The following is a 24,203-nucleotide window of genomic DNA, read 5'->3' on the forward strand; positions in this document are numbered from 1 at the left end:
CGATCAGGACGCGTTCGGCCGCGCGTCGGCCTGCAGCACCTGCTGCACGGCCGGCCGCGCCCGCACCCGCTCGTACCACGCACGCAGGTTCGCATGCCGGCTCAGGTCGATGTCCGCGTTGTACACCGAGCGCATCCATTCGGCCTTGCCCCAGCCCGTGAGCGCGAACAAGTACGCATCGGCGATCGTGAACGTGTCGCCCGTCAAATACGTATTGCCGTCGAGCTGCCGGTCGATCCATGCGAAGCGGCTGTCGAGCTTCTGCCGCACCGGGTCGACATATTTCCCCGCCTGCACCGCGTACAGCAGCGGAATGAAGCCCTTGTGAATCTCGGTGCCGAGGAAGTTCAGCCATTCCATCAGCCGGTAGCGGGCGAGCGTGCCGTATGCGGGCGCGAGCCCCGCTTCCGGGCGCCGGTCCGCGAGATACTGCGCGATCACCGGTCCTTCGCGCAGCGTCGTACCGTCGTCGAGTTCGAGCAGCGGCACGTAGCCAAGCTCGGTGACGTCGTAGTAATCGCGGCCGTCGTCGATTCGATGCTTGCGCGCATCGACCGCGACGATCTGCGCATCGATGCCCGCTTCGTGCAGCACGATGCGGATTGCCTGCGAACAGCTGCCGGGAGCGTGATAGAGCTTCATGCGTTTCCTTCTTTGAATGATCCGTATATCGATTCGCCGCGACGCGGGCGCTAATATCTCGCATCGGCGCCGCGCCGGGAAGACGGCAGTCGTTTGTGCCGTAGTCACAAAAAAGTTACCGACCCAGAGCCAGCAGCATGAAAACGAGTGCGACAGGATGTTCCGTGGAAGAAGCGATGCGCATGCTCGGCGGCCGCTGGCGGCTGCTGCTCGTGTCGTACCTGCTCGACGGGCCGAAACGCTTCAGCGACCTGCGCCGCGACATGCCGGGCATCTCGCAGCGGATGCTGACGCTCGATCTGCGCGCGCTCGAGGACGCCGGCTTCGTGCGGCGCACCGTGTATCCGGAAGTGCCGGTGCGCGTCGAGTACGATCTGACCGCGGACGGCGACCGGCTGCGGCCCGTCGTCGAGGTCATGCGTGAATTCGGGCTGTGGCTGAAGGCGCGCGATGCGCAATGCGATGCCCGCGCGACGCCCGACGCGATCGAAGCCGACGCCGGCCTGCCGCAATAACCCCACACCCGGAGAAAAGCATCATGGAACTACACGCCACCGTCGGCGCGGCCACGTCCGACATCGACGACGACGAAAGCTGCGCGAACATCTATTGCCACGACGCGCAGCAAGACTACTGCTTCTCGCTGCTGCGCTTCCCCGAGGAATCGTCGATCGAGGTGATGGTGCACGACCAGCTCACTGCGCACGTGAAGGATCTGACGGTGCGTCTGACGAGCGACACGATCGAAGTCGAGCTCGACGAGCGCACTGCCGCGCGTCTCGACGGCAATACCCATTACGTGATCCATCTCGCGCCCGGCGAGCACGATCCCGTCGCGCTACGTGCCGCGCTGGCGGAAATCTTCGACGGCAAGAGCGGGTATCGCGACGACAGCGCAAGCGCGTAAGCCGCTCTGCGCAACACGCCACCCCACGCGTTCGAACGCCGCTCATGACACGCCCTTCGCGATTCCAACCGCTTCTTCGCCGCTGCGCGCTGCTGATCGCGTGCTGCGCATCGGTTGCTGCCGCGCAGGCGGCCAAACCGCTGCTCACGTTCAAGGTCGACGACGCCATCACGGCGCGCGTCGAACACGCCGACGGCTCGCGCATCACGATCCGCTTCCTGCCGAGCGGGAAAACGCAAACGCTCGACGTCGGCGTATCCGACGAGGACGGCCACTACCAGCTCGCATCGGACGACTACAACTTCGACGGCCACCGCGATCTCGCCGCGCACGCGCTGCTCGGGATGGTCAACGAGAGCTACGGCATCTTTCCGTACGACGCCGCACGCCAGCAGTTCGAGCCGCTGAAATTGCCCGCGGCCGACATGCCGCACGGCAACTGCGACGACCTGATCAACGTCGACGCGAAGCCGAAGGATCGCACGCTCTACAGTTCGTGCCGAGGCGGGCCGATCTGGTATACCGACGCATACCGCTTCGACGGCAACGGCCGGATGTATCTCTATCAGTCCAGCGAAGCGATTCCCGACGATCTTCGTGACCTGCTCGACGGCGACTCGGGTCCCTCGTCGTTGCTGCTGACCTACGACGAACACGGTAAACGCGTATCGCGCCGCCTCGACGCGTACGGCGGCGGCAAGGTTACGTTCAAGGTACGCCCGGCGCGCCTGCCGCTGCACGACGCGATGAACGATGCGCCGACGCGTCGCTATGTCGTCGCGGGTGATACGCTCGAGCTGATCGATGCCAGCGCCGACTTCCAGTGGCTGAAGGTGCTGTATCGCAATCCACGCGGCGGGACCGCGCAAGGTTGGGTCAGCGCGAAGGAAGCAACCGGCGGCTGAACCACGATGCGGCGACCGGGCACACCGCACTTTCGCCGCACTTTCTCACATACTGAGCGCCCGGCATCCCATTAATAGGGATACCTGCCCAAATGTTGACGCGCTTCGCGCCACGGCCCTAACGTTCGCCCAATGCCATTGGATTCGGCCGCCCGCCCGCGGGTGCAGGCCGACACAGAACACAGGAGACGACCGTGGCCCATTCCGCGTCACGCACGCATGCCAACCCGTCGGCGCAGCCGCAAGCGCACGCCGACACCGTACCCGATTCCGCAGCCCGCACGTCCGCGTCCGCAACCGCCGCCTTCACCGCGCCGCCGAGCCGCAAGCGCCTGATCATCCTGGCGCTGCTGTTCGTCACGGTGGTGATCAACTATCTCGACCGCAGCAACCTGTCGATCGCGGCGCCCGCGTTGTTCAAGGAGTTGAACATCGACCCGGTCCGCGCGGGCCTCGTGTTTTCCGCATTCGGCTGGACCTACGCGCTGATGCAGATCCCGGGCGGCTGGCTCGTCGACAAGGTGTCGCCGCGCGTGCTGTATGCGGGCGCGCTCGCGCTGTGGTCGGCCGCGACGCTGCTGCTCGGCTTTGCCGGCTCGTTCGTCGGGCTGATCGTGCTGCGGCTCGCGGTGGGCGCGCTCGAAGCGCCGGCCTATCCGATCAACAACCGCGTGGTCACGACGTGGTTCCCGACCGGCGAGCGCGCCAGCGCGATCGGCGGCTACACGTCGGGGCAGTTCGTCGGCCTCGCGTTCCTCACGCCCGTGCTCGCATGGCTGCAGGTGCATCTCGGCTGGCACATGGTGTTCGTTGCGACCGGGCTCGCCGGCATCGCGTGGGCCGCGATCTGGTACGCGGTGTATCGCGAGCCGCGCGCGTTTCGCGGCGTCAACGCGGCGGAGATCGCGTTGATCCGCGACGGCGGCGGCCTCGTCGATCTCGAGGACCGCATCGCCGCGCGCACCGAACGCACGCCGTCGACGTGGCGCGATCTCGGCATCGTGCTCGGCCGGCGCAAGTTGTGGGGCATCTATCTCGGCCAGTTCGCGCTGAACTCGACGCTGTGGTTCTTCCTCACGTGGTTCCCGACCTACCTCGTCAAGTATCGCGGGATGGACTTCATCAAGTCCGGCTTTCTCGCGTCGCTGCCGTTTCTCGCCGCGTTCGTCGGCGTGCTGTGCTCGGGCGTGCTGTCGGACTGGCTGATGCGGTGCGGCGCATCGCAGGGCTTCGCGCGCAAGCTGCCGATCATCTCGGGGCTGCTGATCTCGACCTGCATCATCGGCGCGAACTATGTCACGTCGACGGGCTGGGTGATCGCATTCATGACGATCGCATTCTTCGGCAACGGCTTCGCGTCGATCACGTGGTCGCTCGTGTCGGGCCTCGCGCCCGCGCGGCTGCTCGGCCTCACGGGCGGCGTGTTCAACCTGATCGGCAACCTGTCCGCGATCGCGACGCCGATCGTGATCGGGTTGCTCGTCGACGGCGCGGACTTCTCGCGCGCGATCACCTACATCGCCGCGATGGCGCTCGCGGGCAGCCTGTCGTATGGGCTGCTGGTCGGCAAGGTCGAACGCATCGACGCATGAGCGGGTGCCGTGCTACGCGGCCAACGCGATCGCCTTGATGTTGAACGCACGCAGCAGGTCCTCGCAGAACGCAGCGACGATCGGCTTCTCGCTCGTGCTGCGCTTCATCGCGAGATGCAGCGGCACGTCGAAGCTGAACGTCGTGCGGCCGACGGCCTTGACGAGCCCGCGCTGCTCGAACGGCTCCGCGTAATGCGCGGGCAGGTAGCCGAGATGCCCACCCGACAGGATCAGGATCGTCGCGGCCTCGATACTGTCCGCGCTCGCGGTCACGCGCCGCTCCGGCAGCGGATACTGCTCCTCCGGCACCGGATAGGTGCGCCACACCCAGTCGTGCGCCTGCAGGTCATCGGCCGACACCGGCCGCGGCGCATGAAAGAGCGGATGCCCGCGCCCGCAGTACACCACCTGTTCCTCGGTGAACAGCGGCGTGTAGTCGAGCCCCGGCACGCGATGCCAGAAATACCCGATCGCGAGATCGAGCTGGTTGTTGACGAGACTTTCCTCGAGTTCCTGCGGCGACGCGACCTTCATCGAGAACGTGACGGCCTGGTCGCGCTTGCGGAACGCGCCGATCGCGTCGGCGAGGCGCGCGTTCTCGACGAGCGGCGCCTGCCCGATCAGGCCGATCGACAGTGTGCCGACCAGCTTGCGGTCGATGTCGCGCACGCGCGCGACGAACTCGGACGTCGCCGCGACGAGCGTGCGCGCGGTGGCCGCGAAGCGTTCGCCCTTCGACGTCAGGCGAAAGCCGCCGCGCCCGCGATCGCACAGCTTGAAGCCGACGCGCGCTTCCAGCGCGGAGAGCTGCGTGCTGATCGTCGACTGCCGCACACCGAGCGATGCCTCGGCGGCCGTGATGCCGCGTGCGTCGACGACGGCCAGAAAGACCCGGATGAGCCGGAGATCGAGATCGGTGGTATTCGAAAACATGCTTCAAGCCGCTGCGCCTGAGCGCGTTGTCGGGCCGGCGCGATGCCGGCCGTCTGCGCCGATGAACCTGGCCGGACGCGCGCCGTCATCGGCAACCGCACACGCCACACTCGTCGCTCCCGAAAATCGCGCGTCGCTCACATCGGGAAGCCCATCGCCTTGATCCCGTTGATCCACGTGCGCTTCCAGCCGCCTTCGGCATCCGCGCCGTCGAACGCATGGAACGTGATCTTCGCGGCGACCCAGCGCATGGGCTCGGGCGGGATGTAGCTCGGGCTCTGGTTCGCGATGTCGAGCTTGCGCTCCGGGCTGTCGCGATCGAACAGGATGTTCAGCCCCATGAACGCGCCGAACCGGCTCGCCGCGACGCCGAAGCCCGTGTAGCCGGCGACGAACACCGCCTTGTCGCCGAGATAGCGCTTCGCGAACACCGAGCCGCGCGAGCAGTAGTCGATCGGCCCGCCCCATGCGTGCGAGAAGCGCACGTCGCTCAGTTGCGGGAACGTCCGGTAGAACGCTTCCGCGAGCCGGTAGTAGGTTTCGCGCTGGCCGTCCTGGTGCGGTTCGGGATCGCCGTCGAAGTGATAGCTGACCAGCCCGCCGAAGATGATGTTGTTGTGCTTCGTCAGCCGGAAATAGTTGAGCTGCGTGCGCGTGTCGTACACGCCCTGGCGATTCTTCCAGCCGATCCGCGCAAGCTGTTCGTCGGTGAGCGGCTCGGTCGCGAGCACGTGGTCGCGCACCTGCATCACGCGGCGGTTGATGTCGGGGATGCCGACCTTCGCGGTGCCGCTGCCGAACACGACGCGCGGCGCGCGCACGCTGCCTTTCGGCGTCTTCACGACCACCGTGCTGCCTTCGTCGGTCACGGTCGTGAGCGGCGTGTGCTCGTAGAGCTTCACGCCGAGCTGCAGCGCCGCGCGCTTGAGCCCCCATGCGAGCTTCGCCGGATGCACGATGCCGCTGCGGTTGCGCGACCACAGCGCGCCCGCGAACAGCGGCGAGTTCAGTTGCTCGAGCGTTTCCTCGCTGTTCAGCAGCACAACATCGTGGCCGTACTCGCGATGCAGGTCGTAGTCGCCCTTCAGGTGCGCGAGGTGCTCGGGATCGACCGCCACCGTCATCTCGCCGTTCCATTCGATGTCGGCGTCGATGTCGTAGCGCTTCAGCGTCTCCTCGAAGCCGTCGAGGTTGTGATGGCCGAATTCCTCGAGTTGCGCGATGTCGTTCGGGAATACGCGCACCGCGTTCGGCAGCCCGTGCATCACCGACGTCGAGATGATTCCGCCCGCGCGGCCCGATGCGCCGTGCGCGACCTTGCCGGCTTCGATCAGCACCACGTTCAGGTGCGGCATCTGCTCCTTCGCCTGCACGGCCGTCCACAGCCCGGTGAAGCCGCCGCCGACGATCAGCAGGTCGGCCGTCACGTCGCCGACGAGCGCCGGCTCGGTAGCCGGTGCGGCCGGGTTGTCCAGCCAGTACGGGAACAGCTTCGTATCCGCGAGCGCCTCGGCGGCGCTCAGTGCAACCGGTGCGCGACGCGGCGCGTGTGCCGGTGCGGCTTGCGTTGCTTCGTTGACTTCCATTTCCATGATCCCATGCCATCCCACGTGATCGCGGCCCGCGCATGTGTTGCCTGCACGGCGGGCCGAACTCGCCGATTCAATCGATTTCATCGGTTCCGCCGACGGCGACGATCGGCGCATGCACCGCAAGCCGCGATGCGTCCGGTCGGCAGAAACGCGATGGACGTCGCTTGCGGTCGATCGAAAACGCAACCGCCGCCGTGCCGTCAACCTGACGACGACGCCACGGCTGCGGTGGCTCACATCACGACTTCTCGAGCAGCACGTAGAACTTTTTCGCGTCCTCGATCGTCTCCCAGCGGCCCGCGAAACCGGCCGGCAGCAGATAGCCCTGGCCCGGCGCGAATTCCTTGCGGTTGCCTTCCACGTCGGTCAGCGCGATCCGGCCCTCGACGAGCCACACCGCTTCGTCCGCCGCGGTTTCGGGGAACTCCACCGAGCCGACCTTGCCTTCCCACCAGCCGACGAGGTAATTGCCGCTCTTGCCTTCCGCCGCGCGCCAGTCGCTTTCGTCCATCCCGAAGTCGAGCTTCGTGAATTCGCCCATGCCTGCGCCCAGCGGCAGGATGTCCTTGATCAGTTTGGTCATTTGAATCTTTCGTCTCTCGATTGAAAAAAGCAGAGACAAAGTTACTCATTTACACTGCCCCGGTATGCCCCCCTTCGGGGGGGACAACGCACGTTTTCCGGGGCGCGCAAGGTCGCAGGACTCCGTACCGTATTTCCCCTTAATGACGTTTGCCGTTGCAACCGCTACAATCCGGCCCGCTTTTCACCGGGGAACCGCATGCTGCTCAACGTGAACCCCTTCCATCGCGACACCGACCACTTCAACGTGTCGTTCAAGGCGCTGGGCGAGCTGATCGAGACGGTCGGCACGCCGCACTTCGTGCCGCGCCTCACGCAACTGCTCAACGAAGTGGTGCCGCTCGACGTTGCGCACGTCGAACGCTCGCGCGTCGACGGCACCATGCCCACCGGCTATCGCTGCGAATGGATCGGCAGCAGCGGCATCGGCACCGAGACCGCCGAAATCTCCGACGTGATGACGCTCTACTACGAGCGCTTTCTCGACAGCGACCCGCTGTTCGCGGGGCTGCGCGGCAAGACGGGCACGATGCTCGTCGTGCGCGACATCGCGGCGATCCCGCCCGGCGAATTCCGCCAGCGGATATTCGACGACGTGCATATCGGCCACGAATGCGTGCTCGCGCGCGGCACCCGCTATGCGCAGCATTCGATCGCGCTGGAACGCGGCCGCGACCGACCGCCGTTCACGCTCGCCGAGATGAACCGCTTTCGCAGCATCAGCGACGTGCTGTTCCCCCTGCTCGAACTGCATGCGTCGACCACCGCCGCGCGGCGCATCGCGCATCCGACGCCCGAAGTGCATCCGCTCGCGCAGTTCGATGCGCGGATCGCGGCCGACGGCGTGAAGCTGTCGAAGCGCGAATACGAAACCTGCAAGCACCTGATCTCCGGCAAGACCGTGCCGGAGACCGCCGATATCCTGGGCGTGCGCGTCGCGTCGGCCGAGTCGTACGTCAAGCGCGCGTTCGCGAAGCTCGGCGTGCGCACGAAGCGCGAGCTCGCCGCATGGGGCTCGGCCGCGCCGGCGTTTCCTGCCGCCACGGCGCCATGACGACGACGACGACGCGCCGCCCGCCGTCGCCGGCTGAACGCCTGCGCTGATGGTTGCGCCGCGTCGATGCGGCGGCGCCACTCGCATCGAGATCCGTCGATGTAAACGTTGCGACTTCAAAATCTTCGCGCTCGCGTTCTCCTCTACCATCGGCCGATCGTTTTTCACCGAAAAGAGGAGACGGCCCCATGCACCGCGAACTGAACCAGCCGATGGGCGGCAACGAGATGCCGCGCTTTGGCGGCATCGCCACGATGATGCGCCTGCCGCAGGCCGACACGACCGACGGCCTCGACGTGTGCTTCGTCGGCGTGCCGCTCGACCTCGGTACGTCCAACCGCTCGGGCTCGCGCTTCGGCCCGCGCCAGATCCGCACCGAATCCGTGCTGCTGCGCCCGTACAACATGGCCACGCGCGCCGCGCCGTTCGATTCGCTGCAGGTCGCCGACATCGGCGACGTCGCGACCAACCCGTACGACCTGAAGGATTCGGTGCGCCGCATCGAAGAGGCCTACGACGAGATCGTCGCGAACGGCTGCCGGCCGATCACGCTCGGCGGCGACCACACGATCGCGTGGCCGATCCTGCGCGCGCTGCACCGGAAGTACGGCAAGGTCGCCGTGGTGCACGTCGACGCGCACGCGGACGTGAACGACACGATGTTCGGCGAGAAGATCGCGCACGGCACGCCGTTTCGACGCGCGGTGGAGGACGGCCTGCTGCAATGCGACAAGGTCACGCAGATCGGCCTGCGCGGCACCGGCTACGCGGCCGAGGATTTCGACTGGTGCCGCCAGCAGGGTTTCACCGTCGTGCAGGCGGAAGCATGCTGGAACAGGTCGCTCGCGCCGCTGATGGCGCAGGTGCGCGAGCGCATCGGCGACACGCCGGTCTATCTCAGCTTCGACATCGACGGCCTCGACCCGTCGTTCGCGCCCGGCACCGGCACGCCGGAAATCGGCGGCCTGTCGGTGCAGCAGGGTCTCGAGATCATTCGCGGGATGAAGGGGCTGAACATCGTCGGTGCGGATCTCGTCGAAGTGTCGCCGCCGTACGATCCGACCGGCACCACCGCGCTCGTCGGCGCGAACCTCGCGTTCGAGATGCTCTGCGTGATGCCGGGCGTCGCCTACCGCTGATTCGATAATCCGCCAATCCGTTCGACAGGAAAACCGTCATGTCCACCGCTGAGCTTTCCCCTTCCGCCGCGACGCTCGTGCTGCCCGCCGCGCGCATTGCCGGTCAGCCCGTGCGCACGCATTCCGACGAAGCTGGCGCGCCGATCTTCAATGCCTCGACCGGCGAGACGATCGGCTGGCAGGAATTCGCGAGCGCCGCACACGTCGACGCCGCGGTCCGCGCCGCGCGCGACGCGCTCGCGAACTGGCGCGGCACGCCGCCCGCCGAGCGCGGCAGCCTGCTCGCGAAGATCGCCGAGTGCGTCGAAGCCAACCGCGAGCGCCTCGCGGCGCTGCAGATGCGGGTGAGCGGCAAGCCGCCGTTCGAGGCCGACGCCGACGTCGGCGACGTCGCCGCGACGTTCGCGTACTACGCGCAGCTGTGCGACGACCCGGCGCTGTTCGCGCCCGAGCCGGTCGCGCTGCCGAGCGACGCCGTCGCGGCCGAGCGCTTCTACGACGCGGTCGGCGTCGCCGCGCTGATCGTGCCGTGGAACTTCCCGATGGTCACGACCGCGTGGAAGCTCGCGCCGGCGCTCGCAGCCGGCTGCACGGTCGTGCTCAAGCCGTCCGAACTGACGTCGCCGGCCGAACACGCGCTGCTCGACCTGATCGCCGAAGCCGGCGTGCCGGACGGCGTCGTCAACGTCGTGAACGGCGGTGCCGAAGTCGGCGCGGCGCTGACCGCGCATCCGCTGATCGACAAGATCTCGTTTACCGGCAGCACGGCTGCCGGGCGCAAGGTCATGCAGGCCGCGGCCGAGGACATGAAGCGCGTGACGCTCGAACTCGGCGGCAAGTCGTCGCTGATCGTGCGCGACGATGCCGATCTCGACGTTGCGGTGTCGCTCGCCGTCGCCGGCGCGTTCACGAACGCCGGCCAGATGTGCTCGGCCACCGCACGCATCCTCGTGCACGACAGCCTCTACCGCAGCTTCATGGCCGCATTCGAGACGGCCGTGCGCGCGCTCGTCGTCGCGCCGCCCGCCACCGGGCAGGTCGGGATGGGGCCGATGATCTCGGCCGAGCAGCGCGCACGCGTCGACGCGATGCTGGAGCAAGGCATCGCGGCCGGTGCGCGCGTCGCGTTCAGCGGGCGCGTCGCCGAGGCCGGCGGCAACGGCTTCTTCATGGCGCCCGTCGTGATCGCGGAACCGGCCGCCGACAACCTGCTGTGGACCGACGAAGTGTTCGGCCCGGTCGCGTGCGTGAAGTCGTTCCGCACCGACGACGAGGCGATCGCGCTCGCGAACGACACGTGCTACGGGCTCGTCGCGACCGTCGTGACGCGCGATGCACAAATCGCGAAGCAGTTCCAGGCGCGCGTGCGCGCCGGGCTCGTGTGGATCAACGCGCCGCAGCTCATCTATCCGCAGGTGTGCTGGGGTGGCTTCGGGCTCAGCGGGATCGGCCGCGAACTCGGCGTGACGGGCCTGCGCAGCTACCAGGAACTGCGCCACGCGATGCGCGCGATCGATTGACCCGTGCGGCCGGCCAGGCCGCTGGCGACGCCGTGCCCGGTCGGGCGGCGTCGCGCACGACCGACGCGGGCCGGTGCGGCCATCGCGCGCTTGGGTCTGCCTCGACCGTCTGCTATACATCAAGACGTTGCCCCGCGAGAGGTGCCCATGCCGCTCGTCATCCAACCTGCAAGCGCCGACAAACTGGCGTGCGCCGAAGCGCTGGTCGTACACAGCATCAACGACCTGACCGTCCGCCACGGTTTCGGACCGGTCGCGACGTCGCGACCGCCGGATTTCCAGGCATTCTGCCTTCGAGACGATCCGCGCGGCGTGTGGCTGGCCGAGGACGGCGGCGAGATCGTCGGCTTTGCCCTGAGCTGGGTATGCGATCGGCTCTGGTTCCTTGCCGAACTGTTCGTCGCCCCCGGCCGTCAGGGACAGGGCATCGGCGACGCATTGCTGGAGCGCACCCTCCAGCATGCAAGCGCGGTCGGCGCGACCGAAAAGAGCCTGATCACCTTCGCGTTCAACGTCGTTTCCCAGGGGCTGTATGTGCGTCACGGCCTGCTTCCGCGGGTGCCGATCCATTTGTGCAGCGCCGCGCGCGACGCGCTGGCGCGCCACGCGCCCGGTCCCGCGCTGTGCACGACACCGATCCGGATGACCGGCGACGATCTCGACATGCTGCGGCGAATCGATCTCGCCACGCTGGGTGTTTCGCGAGAGAAACATCATCGGTACCTGGCGGCCGATCCGACGATGCAACGCGTGTTCCTCGAAGACGGAGGCGAGCGTGTCGGTTACGCGTATGTTGCCGCCACAGGCCACATCGGTCCGCTGGCGGTCATGCACGCACATGCGATGCCCGATGCATTCCGTGCGGCACTGGCGCTGGCCGTCGCGGGCGACGCGACGCAGGTCTCCGCGTTCGTTCCCGGAACGAGCGATGCGCTGGCAATCGCGGCCAGCCGGTGCATGCGATTCACGCTTCCAATGGTGTCGATGTCCACGCACGACTGCAGCGACTGGACGCGCTATCTCCCGCGGAATCCGGGCTTCATGTGAGACCGCCGCGCGCGGCGCCGTCAGTATCGATGTGCGGCCGCCTCGGCCGCGGTATCGTGGTACTCGGCAAACGTCGCGATCTTCCCGCCTTCGATCGTGAACAGGTGCACCCAGTCGTCCTCGTACGTGCGCCCGGTCGAAAGGACTTGCCAGCGCTGCGTGCCGAGCACGACGACCCGGTTGCCGCTGGCGATGAACTCGAGCGGCTCGAACCGTTCCGCGGTCTGCGTCGACGCCAGTGCCGCGAAGAATTCCGCGACCTCCCGCGGCCCTTGTCTCCTGCCGACGAACGGAACGACGTCGGGCGGCCCCGGGATGAACCAGTCGATGTTTTCGGACAGCGTCTGCAGGACGCCGCCGATATCACCCCTGCCGAACGCCGCGTACGCTTGCTGCACCAGTTGCACGTTGCCTTGCTCGCTCATCGCGCCCTCCCGCCATCGCCGGTTCGCCGCGTTGCGGCGCGGAAATCCGGCCGCAGACAATTCAGCATAGTCGAACCGCGGGACGGCACGCACCGGGTTCGCGAACAATCGGGTCGAGTGGATTGGGTATGAGCAATGCGCGGTACCGCTATCCTGCCGCCACGATCACATGCGCCTGAATCTTGCCGACCACCGGCCCGTCGCCATGGCGGGCGGCAATGGCCTCGGTCGCGTGGTCCACCGCCAGTTGAAGCACGCCGGCATCGCGCGCGACGATTTCGTCGTACAACGGCGTTCCCACGCAATAAGCGGTGGCGGCATCGCGTGCCGAGGCCGCGCAACTGGTCTTCTCGCGCGTCGCGATGTCCACGTCGGCAAAGCCCGCGCGGCGCAGTTCCTCGCGGATCAGCGCGATATCGTGATAGCCGTGCGGCGTGCGGGCGAGAAATCGCGGCGGGTCGTGCGGAAACAGCACCGCGACGGCGTGGGTGATTTCATCGGCAAAGACGTTTTCCTCGATGCGGTCCCAGACACTGAAGACGAAGCGCCCGCCTGGCCCCAGCACACGCCTCGCCTCGGCATAGCCGGCGACCCGGTCGGGAAAGAACATCGCGCCGAACTGACAGCAGACGACGTCGAACGACGCATCGTCGAACGGCAGGTCGAGTGCGTCGGCCTGCCGCCATTCGATACGGCTGTCGGGCTCCTGTCTGGTGACGGCATAGTCGAGCATCGGCTGGTTGAGGTCGGTCACCGCGTAGCGCACACCAGGGCCGAGTCGCGCCGCGAGCGCCCGCGTCAGCGCGCCGCTGCCGGCGGCCGTTTCGAGCACCGAGCGGGGCGAGAAGGCGGCGACGCGCTCCGCCAGGTCGGCCGCATAGGCCGCGAAGATCAGCGGAACCATCAGCGTGTCGTAGAACGCCGGAATCGAGCCCGCGAACACCTTGTCGCGATCGGTCATCACGCCCCCTTGCAAGCGTCGAGTGACGCGTTTGCGCATCCGTTGCGGGTCACGCCAGCGCATGCCGGCACGCTTTCGACATGCTCGTCCTTGGGCGGCCGGCATGGCGGCCGCGCCTGCCGGAACAGGACAGGCTTCACACATGATAGGCGCTGGAACCGGCGAACGGCGGAGGCGGCAGATGCATGTCCAAGGTCGCGTTTTCCGGGTCGAAAACGCGCAACGGCAACGGGCCGATCAGCGACATCGATCGAAATCCGCGAAACGCGTTCGCTGCGTCATCGCTATATCCCATAGAATATATCGCCATCTGCACCACCGGAGAAACGCCATGCCCCTCACGCCGACGGACCGCGCCCCGCTGTGCACCGCACGCGCCCCGACGCCGACACTGACGCGCAAGATCAGCACGCTGCGACCGTTGCCGAGCGACGGTCGCGCGCAGCAGGTCACGGATGTCGTCGATGCGTTCCGGCGCCTGCGCGGCAGCGTCATGCGCTTCATCCGGGTGTTCTCTGCCGCGACGGACGACACGCTGCCTGCGTTGAGCCTGCGCGACCTGCTGGCGATGCTCGAGCGAGACGCACGAGCCGCCCGCTTCACGCGGCTGTCCGACCTCGAACGCGCGATCGGGCTGGCACACGACCTCGAACGCACGCGCGACGACGTGTTCTCCGACGCGTTCAGCAACGACCCCGCCGCGATGTGCGACACGGTGGCCGCGCTGGAGCGCGTCGACGTGCTGCTGGTCGGACTGTGCGTCGAACACGTGATCGAACGTCACATGCCCGCATCGCGCCCGGAAGCCGCCGTCCTCTGCTGAGCCGCGAAGCGCGTATTTCCCCGGCATTTCGTGCGTCTACGTCTGCGGCCGGCTCGGGTCGAACCGCGCGATCCGGCGGATCGTCGAGACGGCAAGCGGCGGGCGGCGGGCGGCGGGCGGCGAACTGACGTTGCACGACGGCAAGGGCCTGCCGGCCGTCGCCCTGCCGAGCGCGAACATGGTGGTGTTCCCGGTCGACTGCGTCGACCACGATTCGGTGAACCTGCTCAAGCGCAAGTGCGAACGCCAGCAGATCGCGTACTACCCGCTGCGGACCGCGAGCGTCGCCAGTTTCGTCGAACTGATCGGGCGGCTCGATGCGCATGCGCGCGAGATCATGCCGCCGGATGCGCAGACGGGCGAAGCATCGCGCTTCTGCCTGCGGCATGGTTAGGCCGCACGCCGGCAATGCCCCGACAGCACGAGCCTCAGCGGCGCACCATTTTGGTCAGCGCGGCGATCTCGCCCGCACAAGCCGCATAAGCGCGTGCCTCGATGTCGCGATAGAGCCGGATGATTTCTTCGCCGACCGGCGTGAGCACGCTGCCGCCACCGCTCTGGCCACCGTGCTCGGAAACCGTCGCGGGGGACTTCAGCGACCGGTTCAGCTCGTCCATCAGCAGCCACGCGCGCCGGTATGACATCTCGAGGCTGCGCGCCGCCGCCGAAATCGACCCGTGCTCGCGCACGGCCTCGAGCAGCGCGACCTTGCCCGGCCCGAGCGCGATCGTGTCAGCCTGCTGGATGCGCATTCTGAACCGCACCTCTGGCTTGGGGTGTGCCGAAGTCTTCATGTTTTTCCGCCGGTTAAACGATGCGGGCAAGCATACACGACGGCTGGCGCGGCAAAACCAGCATGCTGCGGCTGCGGCTCAGACCTCGAGCACGCGTGCGACGATCCCCGCCAGTCGCTTCACGTGACGCGGCGCGGGCAGCACGTCCGCGCCGGAAAACAGCAGCGGTGCGCCATCGTCGATCGACAGCGGTGCATCGCCGCATTCGTACGCGACGATCACGCGCTCGCCGACGGGCGTGTTGAACAGTTCGTGCCATGAGAACGTGACCGCGTAGCCGTCGTGCGCATACGCGATGAACACCATCCGCTTGAAGTCGCCCGGCATGTCGTTGCGCAGCCCGGCTGCCTCGATGAGATCCTTCAGCCGCGCGCCGCGATACGGTCGAACCGCGCGGATGAAGCGGTTCGTCGTGAAGCAGCGCAGGTCGAACGGCTCGGCGCTCACGCACGCGTGGCGGCGCAGGTCGTCGAGCGTCAGCGTCGTCGGCCGCTCGAAGGCGCCCGCGAGCGCGATCGAACCCGCTGTCTCCTCCTGATGCGCCGAGCGCGCTGTCGTGCCTGTCATCTCCATCGTCCGCCTCCGGTGTATCGGTCCATATATTACGTTGGGAAACGTCCGCAACACGGAATGCAGACGCCATGCGCGGGATCACGGCACCCGATCGCGCGCGGCTCGACGCCTTGCGTCAGGACAGCACGATGTTCCTGATGACCTTCCTGATGCTCTTGTAGCTGTCCACCGATTCCGCCTTCTGGTCCGTCACGAGCGTGCCGATCCGCGCGGGTTCGCAAAAGCCGATCCGGCTGTTCGTGCCCAGCTTGCTGAAGTCGGCCAGGATCGCGACGTCCGCCGCGTTGGCCACCATCGCTCGCGCGACTTCCGTTTCCATCCGGTCGTAGTTCGTCGCGCCGCGCACGTGGTCGACGCCGACCGGCGACAGCAACGCCAGATCGGCGCGATAGCGGAAGATCTCGGCGATCGTCCCGTCGCCGACCGTCGCGGCCGCGCGACTGCCGATCATCCCGCCGAGCAGGATCGTTTCGTTCCTCGCCTGCCCGGGGTCGCTCGAGCGCAGCTTCAGCGCGACGTCGATCGAGTTCGTGATGACCGTGAGGCCCGACAGCTTCGCCAGTTCCTCGGCCAGCAGCGTGGTGGTCGTGCCCGCGTCGATGAACAGCGTTTGCGAGCCCGTGACGAGCCGCGCCGCGGCGCGCGCGATCGCCTGCTTCGCCTTCACGTGCGTCTGCGCGCGTTCGGCGATCGGCGCTTCGTCGCCCACCTGCACCGCGCCGCCGTGCACGCGCTTCAGTTCCCCCATCGCCTCGAGATCGACGAGATCGCGGCGCACGGTTTCCCGCGATACGTTCAGGTCGGCCATGATCCGGTCGGTGGAGACGCGCTGCATCTTCGATAACAGAAGCCGAATCCTCTGATATCGCTCTTCTTGCCACATGAAATGTCCTCGGAAATGAACGCCAATGGTATTCGAACCGCGGCTACGCGGCGCTTTCCTCCATCTTTTTGATGCCGACGAGGGTCTGCAGGGATTGACGGACCGCCTGGCATTCGCGGCTCGTCATCTTCGAGAACACCACATGAATCCGGTCGTCGTCCGGCGTCGCGTCGTCCTGCTCGATGATGAACTGGACGATGCGCGCCTGGTCGATCCCGGGCATCGCCTGCAGCGACGTCAGCTTCACCGCGCCGCGGCTCGCGAGGATGCGCACGCCCCAGCGCTGCCGCGCGGCGAAGAAGCGTTTCTCGATCGGCTTGAGGCCGGCGAGGATCGTCAGCACGATCGCCGTCGCGGCGATCGCGGCGACGTACATGCCGCCGCCCACCGCCAGTCCGACCGCCGCGACGACCCACAGGCTCGCCGCCGTCGTCAGCCCGCGGATGATCTCGCCGCGCAGCATGATCGACCCGGCACCGAGAAAGCCGATGCCCGACACGACCTGCGCGGCGACCCGCGACGGATCGAGCGACACGTTCTTCGCGTTCTGGATATCCGCGAAGCCGAACGCGGACACGACCATCACGAGCGCCGCGCCGACCGCCACCAGCATGTGCGTGCGCAGCCCCGCCGCCCACGACAGCCGCTCGCGTTCGATGCCGATGATGCTGCCGAGCAATGCGGCCAGCAACAGGCGGGAAATGATTTCCATCTGACTGATCATGCGAGGTCTCCTTCCTTTAACCGACTTGATGACACGCGGCCCGCCCGGACCGCCACCCGACTTCGTCTGCTTTCGAATGCCTGACGAACCGCACACGTCGCAAGTTGTATTTTTGTGCGAACTTGCGAATTTGTGCGTTCTAATATACGTTACGAAAAACCACACAGCTAGACCCAAGTTCGCTCGTTTCATCCGATCAATACGATCGATCGTCGGACCATTCACGCAACCCGATCCGGAACACTTGCTTAGGAGACCAAGATGATGATGAAGAAAGCATGGATGCTGACCGCAACGCTGCTCGCGTCGATCGCGACGGCGCCCGTTCACGCATCCGAAGGCGACGTCTGCAAGAAGGTGACGCTCGGCGATGTCGGCTGGAGCGACATCGCGGCCACGACCGGCGTCGCGATGATGCTGCTCGACGGGCTCGGCTACGAAGCCAGCAAGACGATCGCGTCGCCGCCGATCGTGCTGGCCGGCGTGAAGAAAGCGCAGATCGATGCGTTCCTCGGCTACTGGGATCCGAGCATGACGCCGACGGTGAAGCCGTTCGTGGATGCCGGCGCCGTGCATCTGCTGCCGCAGCCGAACCTGGTCGGCGCGCGCTATACGCTGGCCGTGCCGCAATACGCGTCGGACAAGGGCCTGAAGAGCTTCGCCGACATCGCGAAGTTTCGCGATCAGCTCGACGGCAAGATCTACGGGATCGGCGCCGGCAACAACGGCAACGCGCTGATCCAGCGGATGATCGACAAGAACGAATTCGGGCTCGGCGGCTTCAAGCTCGTCGAGTCGAGCGAGGCCGGGATGCTCGTCCAGGTGACGCGAGCCGTGCAGGAGCATCGGATGATCGTATTCCTGGCGTGGGAGCCGCACCCGATGAACATCAACTACAAGATCTCGTACCTCGAAGGCGGCGACAGCGTGTTCGGCCCGAACTACGGGTCCGCGAAGGTCTATACGCTCGTCACGCCCGGCTATCTCGAACGCTGCCCGAACGTCGGCCGCCTGCTGACCAACCTGAAGTTCACGACCGACGAAGAGAACCAGCTGATGGTTCCGATCATGAATCACGCGGATCCGGTCGCGGTCGCGAAGGAGTGGGCGAAGAAGAACCCGGGCGTGCTGTCGAAGTGGCTCGACGGCGTCACGACCATCGACGGGAAGAATGCGAAGGACGCGATCGAGAAACACATCGGCGCGTAAGCACGCAGGCAAGCAATACAAGGACTTTTACATGCACAAGAATCTCGCGCTGTTCGACCTCGATCACACGCTGCTGCCGCTCGACAGCGACCAGGCCTGGGGCCGCTTCATCACCCGGGTTGGTTCGCTGGAAGACGACACGCATGCGGCACTGATCGACGAGCACTATGGCCACTACGCGGCCGGCACGCTCGACATGGACGCGTATCTCGCGGTGACGCTGGCACCCCTCACCCGCTACCCGCGGGAACAGCTCGAACGCTGGCACGCGCAGTTCATGGACGAGGTGATCCGGCCGGCCATCACGCCGCAAGCGCGTGCGCTGGTCGATCGCCATCGCGAGAACGGCGATCTCTGCTGCATCGTCACCGCGACCAACGTGTTCGTGACGGGGCCGATCGCCGCCGAGTTTGGAGTCGAGCATCTGCTCGGTATCGAACTCGATACCGACGACGGCACGCCGGCCGGACAGTTCACCGGACGCAGCATCGGCGTGCCGAGTTTTCGCGAAGGGAAGGTCGTGCGCACGACCGCATGGCTCGATTCGCTCGGCTACGCGCCATCGGATTTCGAACGGACCTACTTCTACAGCGATTCGATCAACGACGTGCCGTTGCTGGACTACGTCACGCATCCGGTCGCGACCAATCCCGATGCACGGCTGTCACAGGTTGCCGGCACGCGCGGATGGCCTGTCATGACGTTGTTCTGATTCGGACGATATGCTCCGCCGTCCATTTCATGCCACGAGGTACCCTGAAATCAGGAACGGGCACGACGCATCACCATCGCTCAGGAATCCGACTCGAATCGGATCGTGACCACCTCGCTCCGCCGGCCGGCACGGAAAGCCGCTTTCCGCGCTGGCGTGCGCCTTCATGATCGCACTGTTCTGCACGCTGGCCGGTTGCGGCGACGGGGACGCCGGCGCGGCCGGCAACCTCGCCGCGAACCGCGCATCGGCATCGGCATCGGGCCCGGCCGCAGCACCAGTCCTGCACTGCGCGATCGCTTGCCACTGACGGGCACATGCCCATGCCCGGCGCGACTGCCGATGCAACGCGCGGCGCCTGAAGCGCGGCGCCGTCCGGCCCGTGCGGCCGGCTACTCATAGGAACTGGGTCGGTATCTATGCACGCGGCGCGCAACCGACCAAGGGCAACGACAAGTCGTGGGCATCCCTGCCGAAGAGCACGGGCTTGCTGCTGTTCTCGCCGACGACCAATACCGCGCTGGCGTCGGGCCGGTACGATGCGTGGCTCCTGTTCGACGACGGCTTCCCCGTGCGTCGAGTTCGAGATGGTGCTCCCGTGCCGGTGAATGTGGGCCAGTGCAATCGATTGCCGTTTCGATATGCACCATCGAATATATCGCGTTCTGCACCGTTGCATTGTGTGGCTGCACGGCGCTTCGCTGTGCAACAACGCTCCGGCGATTGATCGGCTTGGCCGGGATCTGCGATCCCGTGCCGCCGGCCCAAGCTCGGCCGGGTCCGCGCCGATATCCCGCATAATCGGGCGTTGAACGGCGCCGCAGGGGAAGGCATTGTGCGAGCGCAGCAATTCAAGACAGGAATGGGCGCGACCCGACCGCCTCGGAGCGGCGGGCCCTCGCCCCGGGGAAATACCAGGTAATCCCGCTGAAGACAGGACACCGACACATGGACCGAGCCGAGCACATCAGCATCGAACAGGCGGTCGATCTGCCCGCCGACGAATTGAACGGATGCGACTTTTCGTTCGAGATCGCGTGGGAGCTGAATGCGCCGTACCAGGATCTGCTCGATTTGCGCGCGCTTCCCGTGCAGCGCAAGGACTACGGCTTCGACCCGGCCGGCTGGGCGCGCGAGGCGTCCGGCGGCACCGCGCTGTTCCGCGCGACCGCGGGCGGGCGCCTCGCGGGATTCGTCGCGATCACCGAAAGCTGGAACGGGATGGCCGAAATCGCGGAACTCGCGGTCGATCGCACTTGCCGGCGGCAAGGGATCGGCCAGTTCCTGCTGGCCGCCGCGGAAGCGTGGGCGCGCAGCCGCGGGTTCGGCTTCATGCGGCTGGAAACGCAGGCGAACAACGTCGCGGCCTGCTGCACGTATGCCCGCGCGGGCTTCGTCGTGGGCGGCCACGACCGCTTCCTGTACGCCGACGGCGCGAACGACGGCGAAGTCGCCCTCTTCTGGTACAAGGATCTGCGCGACGGGCAGACCGCGAAGAGCCGGACGGTCGATCCCGAATCGATGCGGCCGCTGCCCTGACCCGCGACAGCCTGCCGACTCGCAGCCGGCCTTGCTTATGCGTTACTTCCGCGTCGCGACGATGAATAGTCGCGGAAACGGCAGCAGCACGGTACCGTCGTCAAACACCGGATAACCGTCCGGACCGGCGAGCGCATCGCGATAGCGCGCGACGAACGCGTCGCGCTCGCTGTCGCCCAGCGCCGCGAGGAACGGCCGCAGCGCGCTGCCCTTGAACCATTCGACAACCGCATCGGCGCCGCCGCTCAACGGGTGGTAGTAAGTCGTGCGCCATACATCGACCCGCGAACACGACGGCGACAGCAGCGCGTAGTAGTACCGCGCGTCGAACCGCTCGGTGCGCGCCGCGTTCTTCAGTTTGTCCGCCCACGGCCCGGCCACGGCGACTTCGCACATCAGCCGGTGAGCGGGTTCGTCGAGGTTGTCGGGCATCTACACCGCGAGATGGCCGCCCGGCGCGAGGCGGCCGACGAGTGACGGAAACAGCGTGTCGTGCGCAGGCACCCATTGCAGCACCGCGTTCGACAGGATCAGGTCGTAGCCGCCCGGATCGTCCCACGTGGTGACATCCGCGAGATCGAAACGCAGCGCGGGCAGGCGCTTGCGCGCGGCCGCGATCATGTCCGGCGACGCGTCGATGCCGCGGATCGTCGCGTCCGGCGCGCGCGCGATCAGCGCCTCGGTGGAGTTGCCGGGCCCGCAGCCGATGTCGATCGCGGTACGGATCGGCGTATCGGGCACCGCGGCCAGCAAGTCGCGGACGGGGCGCGTGCGTTCGTCTTCGAATCGCACGTACTGCCTGGCGTATTGATCGAGTGGGGTCGTCACGGTATGCCTCCTGGTCGGCGTGGGCGGCGTCGGGATACCGACAGCCGTCGATGCCGCGCATTCTGCGATCTCTGCTCGCAAGGATGCAGATCTCGCGGTCGGTCAGGTGCTCGGTGCCGAGCTTGCGGCACGACATGTCCCGCGCGGGCGTCCGATCCGCGAATCGACCGGAACGCCTGCGCTACATCGAAACGATGCGATACGAACGCGCGTCAGTTGTACCCGAGAATCGCCACCGCCGCGACATCCGGCCGATCGATCGTGCTGCCGACGAGCGACGCCATCGGCTCCTGCAGCACGGCCTGATACGACGTCACGTGCGCTTCTTCCGGTGCGCCGGTGTCGTCCCGGACCGGCTGGTCGAATGCGTCGAGGCCCGTGAAAAACCCGGATTGCGTTTGCGTAAAAGTCATCTCCACTCCTTTTGATATGTTGTCGATGTTCTAATTGGCCTGTTTCAACGCGGCCGCATGCACGGTTGGCACGGACGTGCCGTCATGCGCGGCCTCCGAGCGCGCGAGCTGCGCGCGCGTGCGTCGCGTGATATGAATCACCGCGAACACGACCGGCGCGATCAGCAGGCCTTCCGCCAGTTCGGGATCGACCGGCAGGTTCATCACGTGCAGCGCCTTGAATGCCGCCGTTGCGAGCGACAGCACGTAGTACGAAATGGCTGCCACCGACAGCCCTTCGACGGCGTGCTGCAGATGAAGCTGGTTGCGCGCGGTGCGCTCCATGCCGGCCAGCAAGCGCGTCACGTCCTTTTCCTGCGCAAGATTCACGCGCGTGCGCAGCAGGTCGACCGCGCGCGCGATCCGCGCCGCGATCTGCTCGTGACGCGCCCACACGCTGCGGCAGGTTTCCATTGCAGGCGCGAAGCGCCGCTCCATGAATTCCGCGATCGTCGGCATCCCTTCGATGCGCTCCTCGCGCAATTCCTGGATGCGTGCCAGCACGAGCTTTTCGTACGCGCGCGACGCACTGAAGCGGCCGCCGGAGCCCGACAGCGCTTCGACCCGCACCGCGAGATGCGTGAGCTTCACGAGCAGGGCCGCGTCGTCGCCGACGGCGCCGCTCGCATCCATCCGCTGCATCAGCGCATGCAGCGCCGCGTGGATCTCGTCGAGCTCGCGGCTCATCCGCCGCGCGACCGGCAACGCGAGCAGCGCCATCATCCGGTACGTCTCGATTTCGTAGAGGCGCTGCAGCAGACGGCCGCCCTGCTCCTCGCGGAAATCCTCGTCGATGACAAGAAAGCGCATGAAGCCGTCGTCGCGCACGTGCCAGTCGCAAAACACCTTGCCGCCGCCGAGCACATTGCTGCCGACGAGCGCCGGCCCGTCGATCCAGCGGCGCAGGTCGCCGCACACGAGCCGCGCGGCGTCGCCCGACAGCAACTCCATGCGCACCGCGACGAAGCGGATGCCCGCGAGCCGCGCGAACCAGGCGGCCGGGATCCCCTCGATCGCGAGATCGTCGAAATAGCCGGTGTCGCGGCGCGGCGCGACGAACGTGAAGGTCGAGAATTCGGTGTGGCGTTCCCACTTCAGATGCCAGCCGCACGGCGACTGCACCGCGTAGTGGGTCGCGCCGTCTTGCGGCTCGGCAATGCCGGTGTCGCGGCACAGCGCATGCAGCAGTGTTTCGTGGATGTCGGGCTGGCCGTCCGCATAGATCGCGTAGTGCGTGAGCGACACGGCTTCGGCGAGCCGCAGGAACGGCCGGGCATGCAATTCCGCGGCCAGTGCGGCGCGCAACGGATGATCCATCATCGGTACACCACTCTTCCCTGTTCAACGCTGCATGCCGGGCACGCCGGCGTAATTGCCGCACCGCATCGAACGATACGGCTGGCTTGATTCCACTATGGCAGACACACAGCGACAATAAAAACGCATAATGCTGATCGTTACGTTCAGTTTTCCTGATACCGATGAAGATGCTCGATCACGACGTGCTGGCCACCGTCGTCGCCGTCGCGGAAACCGGCAACATGACCCGCGCCGCCGAAGCGGTGAACCGCTCGCAGTCGGCCGTGAGCATGCAGATCAAGAGCCTCGAGGATGCGATCGGTCGGCCGCTGTTCGTGCGCAAGCCGCGCAGCATCGTGCTGACGCGCGAAGGCGAGGTGTTGCTGGGATTTGCCAGACGAATGCTGGCGCTGCGCGACGAGGCGTGGGCGGCCGTGGTGCGGCCGGAAGTGACCGGCAAGGTAGTCATCGGCGTGCCGGACGACTATGCGTCGTCGCTGCTGCCGTCAGTGCTGAAGAAGTTCTCCGCGACCTATCCGAAGGTCGAGATCCAGGTGATCGGGCTGCCGAGCAGCGCGCTCGCACCGCTGTTGAAGGACGGCACCGTCGACCTCGTGTGCGGCACGCGCATCAAGGGGCTGTCCGGCGACTTCATCCGCCACGAGCCGATGGCGTGGGCCGCGATGACGAACGGGCCGCGCGTGTGGGAAGAACGGCCGCTGCCGATCGCGGTGTTCATGCCGGGCAGCGTCGCACGCGAGAACGCGATCCGCAGCCTCGAACGCGCGAAGCTGCCGTTCCGGACTTCCTATGAAAGCCCGAGCCTGCTCGGGCTGCTCAGCATGGTCGAGGCCGGCCTCGCGGTCGCGCCGCTCGCGCGCTGCGCGATTCCGGCGCAACTGTCGATGCTCGGCCGCTCGCACGGGCTGCCTGATTTGCCGCCGCTGGAGCTGATCCTCGCGCGCAGCACGAAATCGAAGCGCCCGCCGTGCGACTTTCTCGCGGAACAACTGATGGAAGACCTGCAGCGGCAAACCGGCCAGACCGGCGACGCCTGAACCACGGTCA

26 protein-coding genes and 2 pseudogenes are annotated in these 24,203 nt (G+C 66.7%); 15 read left to right on the plus strand and 13 right to left on the minus strand.

Going from position 1 to position 24,203, the window contains the following annotated elements; all coding sequences use genetic code 11:
* Positions 1 to 3 precede the first annotated feature (3 nt).
* Entirely contained in the window at positions 4 to 642 is a 639-nt protein-coding gene (locus DIE15_RS17475) for a glutathione S-transferase C-terminal domain-containing protein (protein WP_124833926.1), read from the minus strand.
* Positions 643 to 779: 137 nt separating this feature from the next.
* Between DIE15_RS17475 and DIE15_RS17480 the strand changes: the two genes are divergently transcribed.
* From DIE15_RS17480 to DIE15_RS17495, 4 genes are all read left to right on the plus strand, one after another.
* Positions 780 to 1,157 (plus strand): helix-turn-helix domain-containing protein, encoded by a 378-nt coding sequence (locus DIE15_RS17480; RefSeq protein ID WP_057926376.1) that lies wholly within the window; start codon positions 780 to 782, stop codon positions 1,155 to 1,157.
* Between the two features lie 23 nt (positions 1,158 to 1,180).
* Positions 1,181 to 1,549, plus strand: a complete 369-nt coding sequence (locus tag DIE15_RS17485; protein ID WP_057926375.1) for a hypothetical protein — start codon at positions 1,181 to 1,183, stop codon at positions 1,547 to 1,549.
* A 44-nt stretch (positions 1,550 to 1,593) separates the two neighbouring features.
* On the plus strand, positions 1,594 to 2,454 hold the full coding sequence (locus tag DIE15_RS17490) for an XAC2610-related protein (protein WP_124833927.1): 861 nt from the start codon (positions 1,594 to 1,596) through the stop codon (positions 2,452 to 2,454).
* 194 nt (positions 2,455 to 2,648) lie between these two features.
* Positions 2,649 to 4,046 carry an MFS transporter gene (locus tag DIE15_RS17495; RefSeq protein ID WP_124833928.1) on the plus strand — a complete coding sequence of 466 codons (1,398 nt, stop codon included), beginning with the start codon at positions 2,649 to 2,651 and terminating at the stop codon, positions 4,044 to 4,046.
* Positions 4,047 to 4,058: 12 nt separating this feature from the next.
* On the opposite strand, the gene DIE15_RS17500 is transcribed toward DIE15_RS17495, so the two are convergent.
* The 3 genes from DIE15_RS17500 to DIE15_RS17510 form a co-directional block, all read right to left on the minus strand.
* Positions 4,059 to 4,979 carry a LysR family transcriptional regulator gene (locus DIE15_RS17500; protein ID WP_057926372.1) on the minus strand — a complete coding sequence of 307 codons (921 nt, stop codon included), beginning with the start codon at positions 4,977 to 4,979 and terminating at the stop codon, positions 4,059 to 4,061.
* A 137-nt stretch (positions 4,980 to 5,116) separates the two neighbouring features.
* Positions 5,117 to 6,571, minus strand: a complete 1,455-nt coding sequence (locus DIE15_RS17505; RefSeq protein ID WP_124833929.1) for an FAD-binding oxidoreductase — start codon at positions 6,569 to 6,571, stop codon at positions 5,117 to 5,119.
* A gap of 238 nt (positions 6,572 to 6,809) precedes the next feature.
* Positions 6,810 to 7,154 carry a cupin domain-containing protein gene (locus DIE15_RS17510; protein ID WP_057926370.1) on the minus strand — a complete coding sequence of 115 codons (345 nt, stop codon included), beginning with the start codon at positions 7,152 to 7,154 and terminating at the stop codon, positions 6,810 to 6,812.
* 198 nt (positions 7,155 to 7,352) lie between these two features.
* Between DIE15_RS17510 and DIE15_RS17515 the strand changes: the two genes are divergently transcribed.
* The 4 genes from DIE15_RS17515 to DIE15_RS17530 all read left to right on the plus strand — a co-directional run bounded on the left by DIE15_RS17515 (position 7,353) and on the right by DIE15_RS17530 (position 11,913).
* A complete protein-coding gene (locus DIE15_RS17515) occupies positions 7,353 to 8,207 on the plus strand; it encodes a helix-turn-helix transcriptional regulator (RefSeq protein ID WP_124833930.1) in 855 nt (284 codons plus the stop codon).
* A 188-nt stretch (positions 8,208 to 8,395) separates the two neighbouring features.
* Complete coding sequence (gene speB / locus DIE15_RS17520) at positions 8,396 to 9,346, plus strand: agmatinase (protein WP_124833931.1); 951 nt, start codon at positions 8,396 to 8,398, stop codon at positions 9,344 to 9,346.
* Positions 9,347 to 9,384: 38 nt separating this feature from the next.
* The gene (locus DIE15_RS17525) at positions 9,385 to 10,866 is read left to right on the plus strand and encodes an aldehyde dehydrogenase family protein (RefSeq protein ID WP_124833932.1); all 1,482 of its coding nucleotides are present in this window, start codon (positions 9,385 to 9,387) and stop codon (positions 10,864 to 10,866) included.
* A gap of 3 nt (positions 10,867 to 10,869) precedes the next feature.
* Positions 10,870 to 11,913, plus strand: a complete 1,044-nt coding sequence (locus DIE15_RS17530) for a GNAT family N-acetyltransferase (protein WP_260428280.1) — start codon at positions 10,870 to 10,872, stop codon at positions 11,911 to 11,913.
* A gap of 20 nt (positions 11,914 to 11,933) precedes the next feature.
* Here the strand turns inward: DIE15_RS17530 and DIE15_RS17535 are convergent, their stop codons facing one another.
* Both DIE15_RS17535 and DIE15_RS17540 read right to left on the minus strand, forming a co-directional pair.
* Positions 11,934 to 12,338 (minus strand): nuclear transport factor 2 family protein, encoded by a 405-nt coding sequence (locus DIE15_RS17535; protein ID WP_057926454.1) that lies wholly within the window; start codon positions 12,336 to 12,338, stop codon positions 11,934 to 11,936.
* Positions 12,339 to 12,486: 148 nt separating this feature from the next.
* Complete coding sequence (locus DIE15_RS17540) at positions 12,487 to 13,299, minus strand: class I SAM-dependent methyltransferase (protein WP_124833933.1); 813 nt, start codon at positions 13,297 to 13,299, stop codon at positions 12,487 to 12,489.
* A 331-nt stretch (positions 13,300 to 13,630) separates the two neighbouring features.
* Between DIE15_RS17540 and DIE15_RS17545 the strand changes: the two genes are divergently transcribed.
* Together DIE15_RS17545 and DIE15_RS17550 are read left to right on the plus strand one after the other, a co-directional pair.
* Positions 13,631 to 14,122: a hypothetical protein gene (locus DIE15_RS17545; RefSeq protein WP_124833934.1), complete on the plus strand. Its 492-nt coding sequence runs from the start codon at positions 13,631 to 13,633 to the stop codon at positions 14,120 to 14,122.
* Between the two features lie 22 nt (positions 14,123 to 14,144).
* A pseudogene (locus DIE15_RS17550) lies at positions 14,145 to 14,516 on the plus strand (DUF2325 domain-containing protein); the annotation flags it as partial.
* A 34-nt stretch (positions 14,517 to 14,550) separates the two neighbouring features.
* Here DIE15_RS17550 and DIE15_RS17555 read toward each other — a convergent pair.
* The 4 genes from DIE15_RS17555 to DIE15_RS17570 all read right to left on the minus strand — a co-directional run bounded on the left by DIE15_RS17555 (position 14,551) and on the right by DIE15_RS17570 (position 17,096).
* On the minus strand, positions 14,551 to 14,874 hold the full coding sequence (locus DIE15_RS17555) for a winged helix-turn-helix domain-containing protein (RefSeq protein WP_057926362.1): 324 nt from the start codon (positions 14,872 to 14,874) through the stop codon (positions 14,551 to 14,553).
* Between the two features lie 120 nt (positions 14,875 to 14,994).
* The gene (locus DIE15_RS17560; RefSeq protein ID WP_057926361.1) at positions 14,995 to 15,489 is read right to left on the minus strand and encodes a molybdopterin-dependent oxidoreductase; all 495 of its coding nucleotides are present in this window, start codon (positions 15,487 to 15,489) and stop codon (positions 14,995 to 14,997) included.
* Positions 15,490 to 15,604: 115 nt separating this feature from the next.
* Complete coding sequence (locus tag DIE15_RS17565; RefSeq protein ID WP_057926360.1) at positions 15,605 to 16,372, minus strand: DeoR/GlpR family DNA-binding transcription regulator; 768 nt, start codon at positions 16,370 to 16,372, stop codon at positions 15,605 to 15,607.
* Between the two features lie 43 nt (positions 16,373 to 16,415).
* Entirely contained in the window at positions 16,416 to 17,096 is a 681-nt protein-coding gene (locus DIE15_RS17570; RefSeq protein ID WP_057926359.1) for an MgtC/SapB family protein, read from the minus strand.
* Positions 17,097 to 17,363: 267 nt separating this feature from the next.
* On the opposite strand from DIE15_RS17570, the gene DIE15_RS17575 reads away from it, so the two are divergent.
* From DIE15_RS17575 to DIE15_RS17595, 4 genes are all read left to right on the plus strand, one after another.
* Positions 17,364 to 18,305, plus strand: coding sequence for a choline ABC transporter substrate-binding protein (locus DIE15_RS17575; RefSeq protein ID WP_409364303.1), 942 nt, complete (start codon positions 17,364 to 17,366; stop codon positions 18,303 to 18,305).
* A 31-nt stretch (positions 18,306 to 18,336) separates the two neighbouring features.
* Positions 18,337 to 19,017 carry an HAD family phosphatase gene (locus DIE15_RS17580; RefSeq protein ID WP_124833935.1) on the plus strand — a complete coding sequence of 227 codons (681 nt, stop codon included), beginning with the start codon at positions 18,337 to 18,339 and terminating at the stop codon, positions 19,015 to 19,017.
* A gap of 166 nt (positions 19,018 to 19,183) precedes the next feature.
* Positions 19,184 to 19,327 (plus strand): hypothetical protein, encoded by a 144-nt coding sequence (locus DIE15_RS37730; protein ID WP_260428281.1) that lies wholly within the window; start codon positions 19,184 to 19,186, stop codon positions 19,325 to 19,327.
* 638 nt (positions 19,328 to 19,965) lie between these two features.
* Positions 19,966 to 20,556 (plus strand): GNAT family N-acetyltransferase, encoded by a 591-nt coding sequence (locus DIE15_RS17595; RefSeq protein WP_057926357.1) that lies wholly within the window; start codon positions 19,966 to 19,968, stop codon positions 20,554 to 20,556.
* 42 nt (positions 20,557 to 20,598) lie between these two features.
* Here the strand turns inward: DIE15_RS17595 and tam are convergent.
* The 3 genes and pseudogenes from tam to DIE15_RS17610 all read right to left on the minus strand — a co-directional run bounded on the left by tam (position 20,599) and on the right by DIE15_RS17610 (position 23,156).
* A pseudogene (gene tam / locus DIE15_RS17600) lies at positions 20,599 to 21,384 on the minus strand (trans-aconitate 2-methyltransferase).
* A gap of 212 nt (positions 21,385 to 21,596) precedes the next feature.
* Complete coding sequence (locus DIE15_RS17605) at positions 21,597 to 21,797, minus strand: hypothetical protein (protein WP_124833937.1); 201 nt, start codon at positions 21,795 to 21,797, stop codon at positions 21,597 to 21,599.
* Positions 21,798 to 21,827: 30 nt separating this feature from the next.
* Positions 21,828 to 23,156 (minus strand): DUF3422 family protein, encoded by a 1,329-nt coding sequence (locus DIE15_RS17610; RefSeq protein WP_124833938.1) that lies wholly within the window; start codon positions 23,154 to 23,156, stop codon positions 21,828 to 21,830.
* Between the two features lie 161 nt (positions 23,157 to 23,317).
* On the opposite strand from DIE15_RS17610, the gene DIE15_RS17615 reads away from it, so the two are divergent.
* Positions 23,318 to 24,193 carry a LysR family transcriptional regulator gene (locus DIE15_RS17615; RefSeq protein WP_044848057.1) on the plus strand — a complete coding sequence of 292 codons (876 nt, stop codon included), beginning with the start codon at positions 23,318 to 23,320 and terminating at the stop codon, positions 24,191 to 24,193.
* Positions 24,194 to 24,203 lie beyond the last annotated feature (10 nt).

Source organism: Burkholderia sp. Bp9031, assembly GCF_003857965.1.
In the GTDB taxonomy this organism is placed as follows: Bacteria; Pseudomonadota; Gammaproteobacteria; order Burkholderiales; family Burkholderiaceae; genus Burkholderia; species Burkholderia ambifaria_A.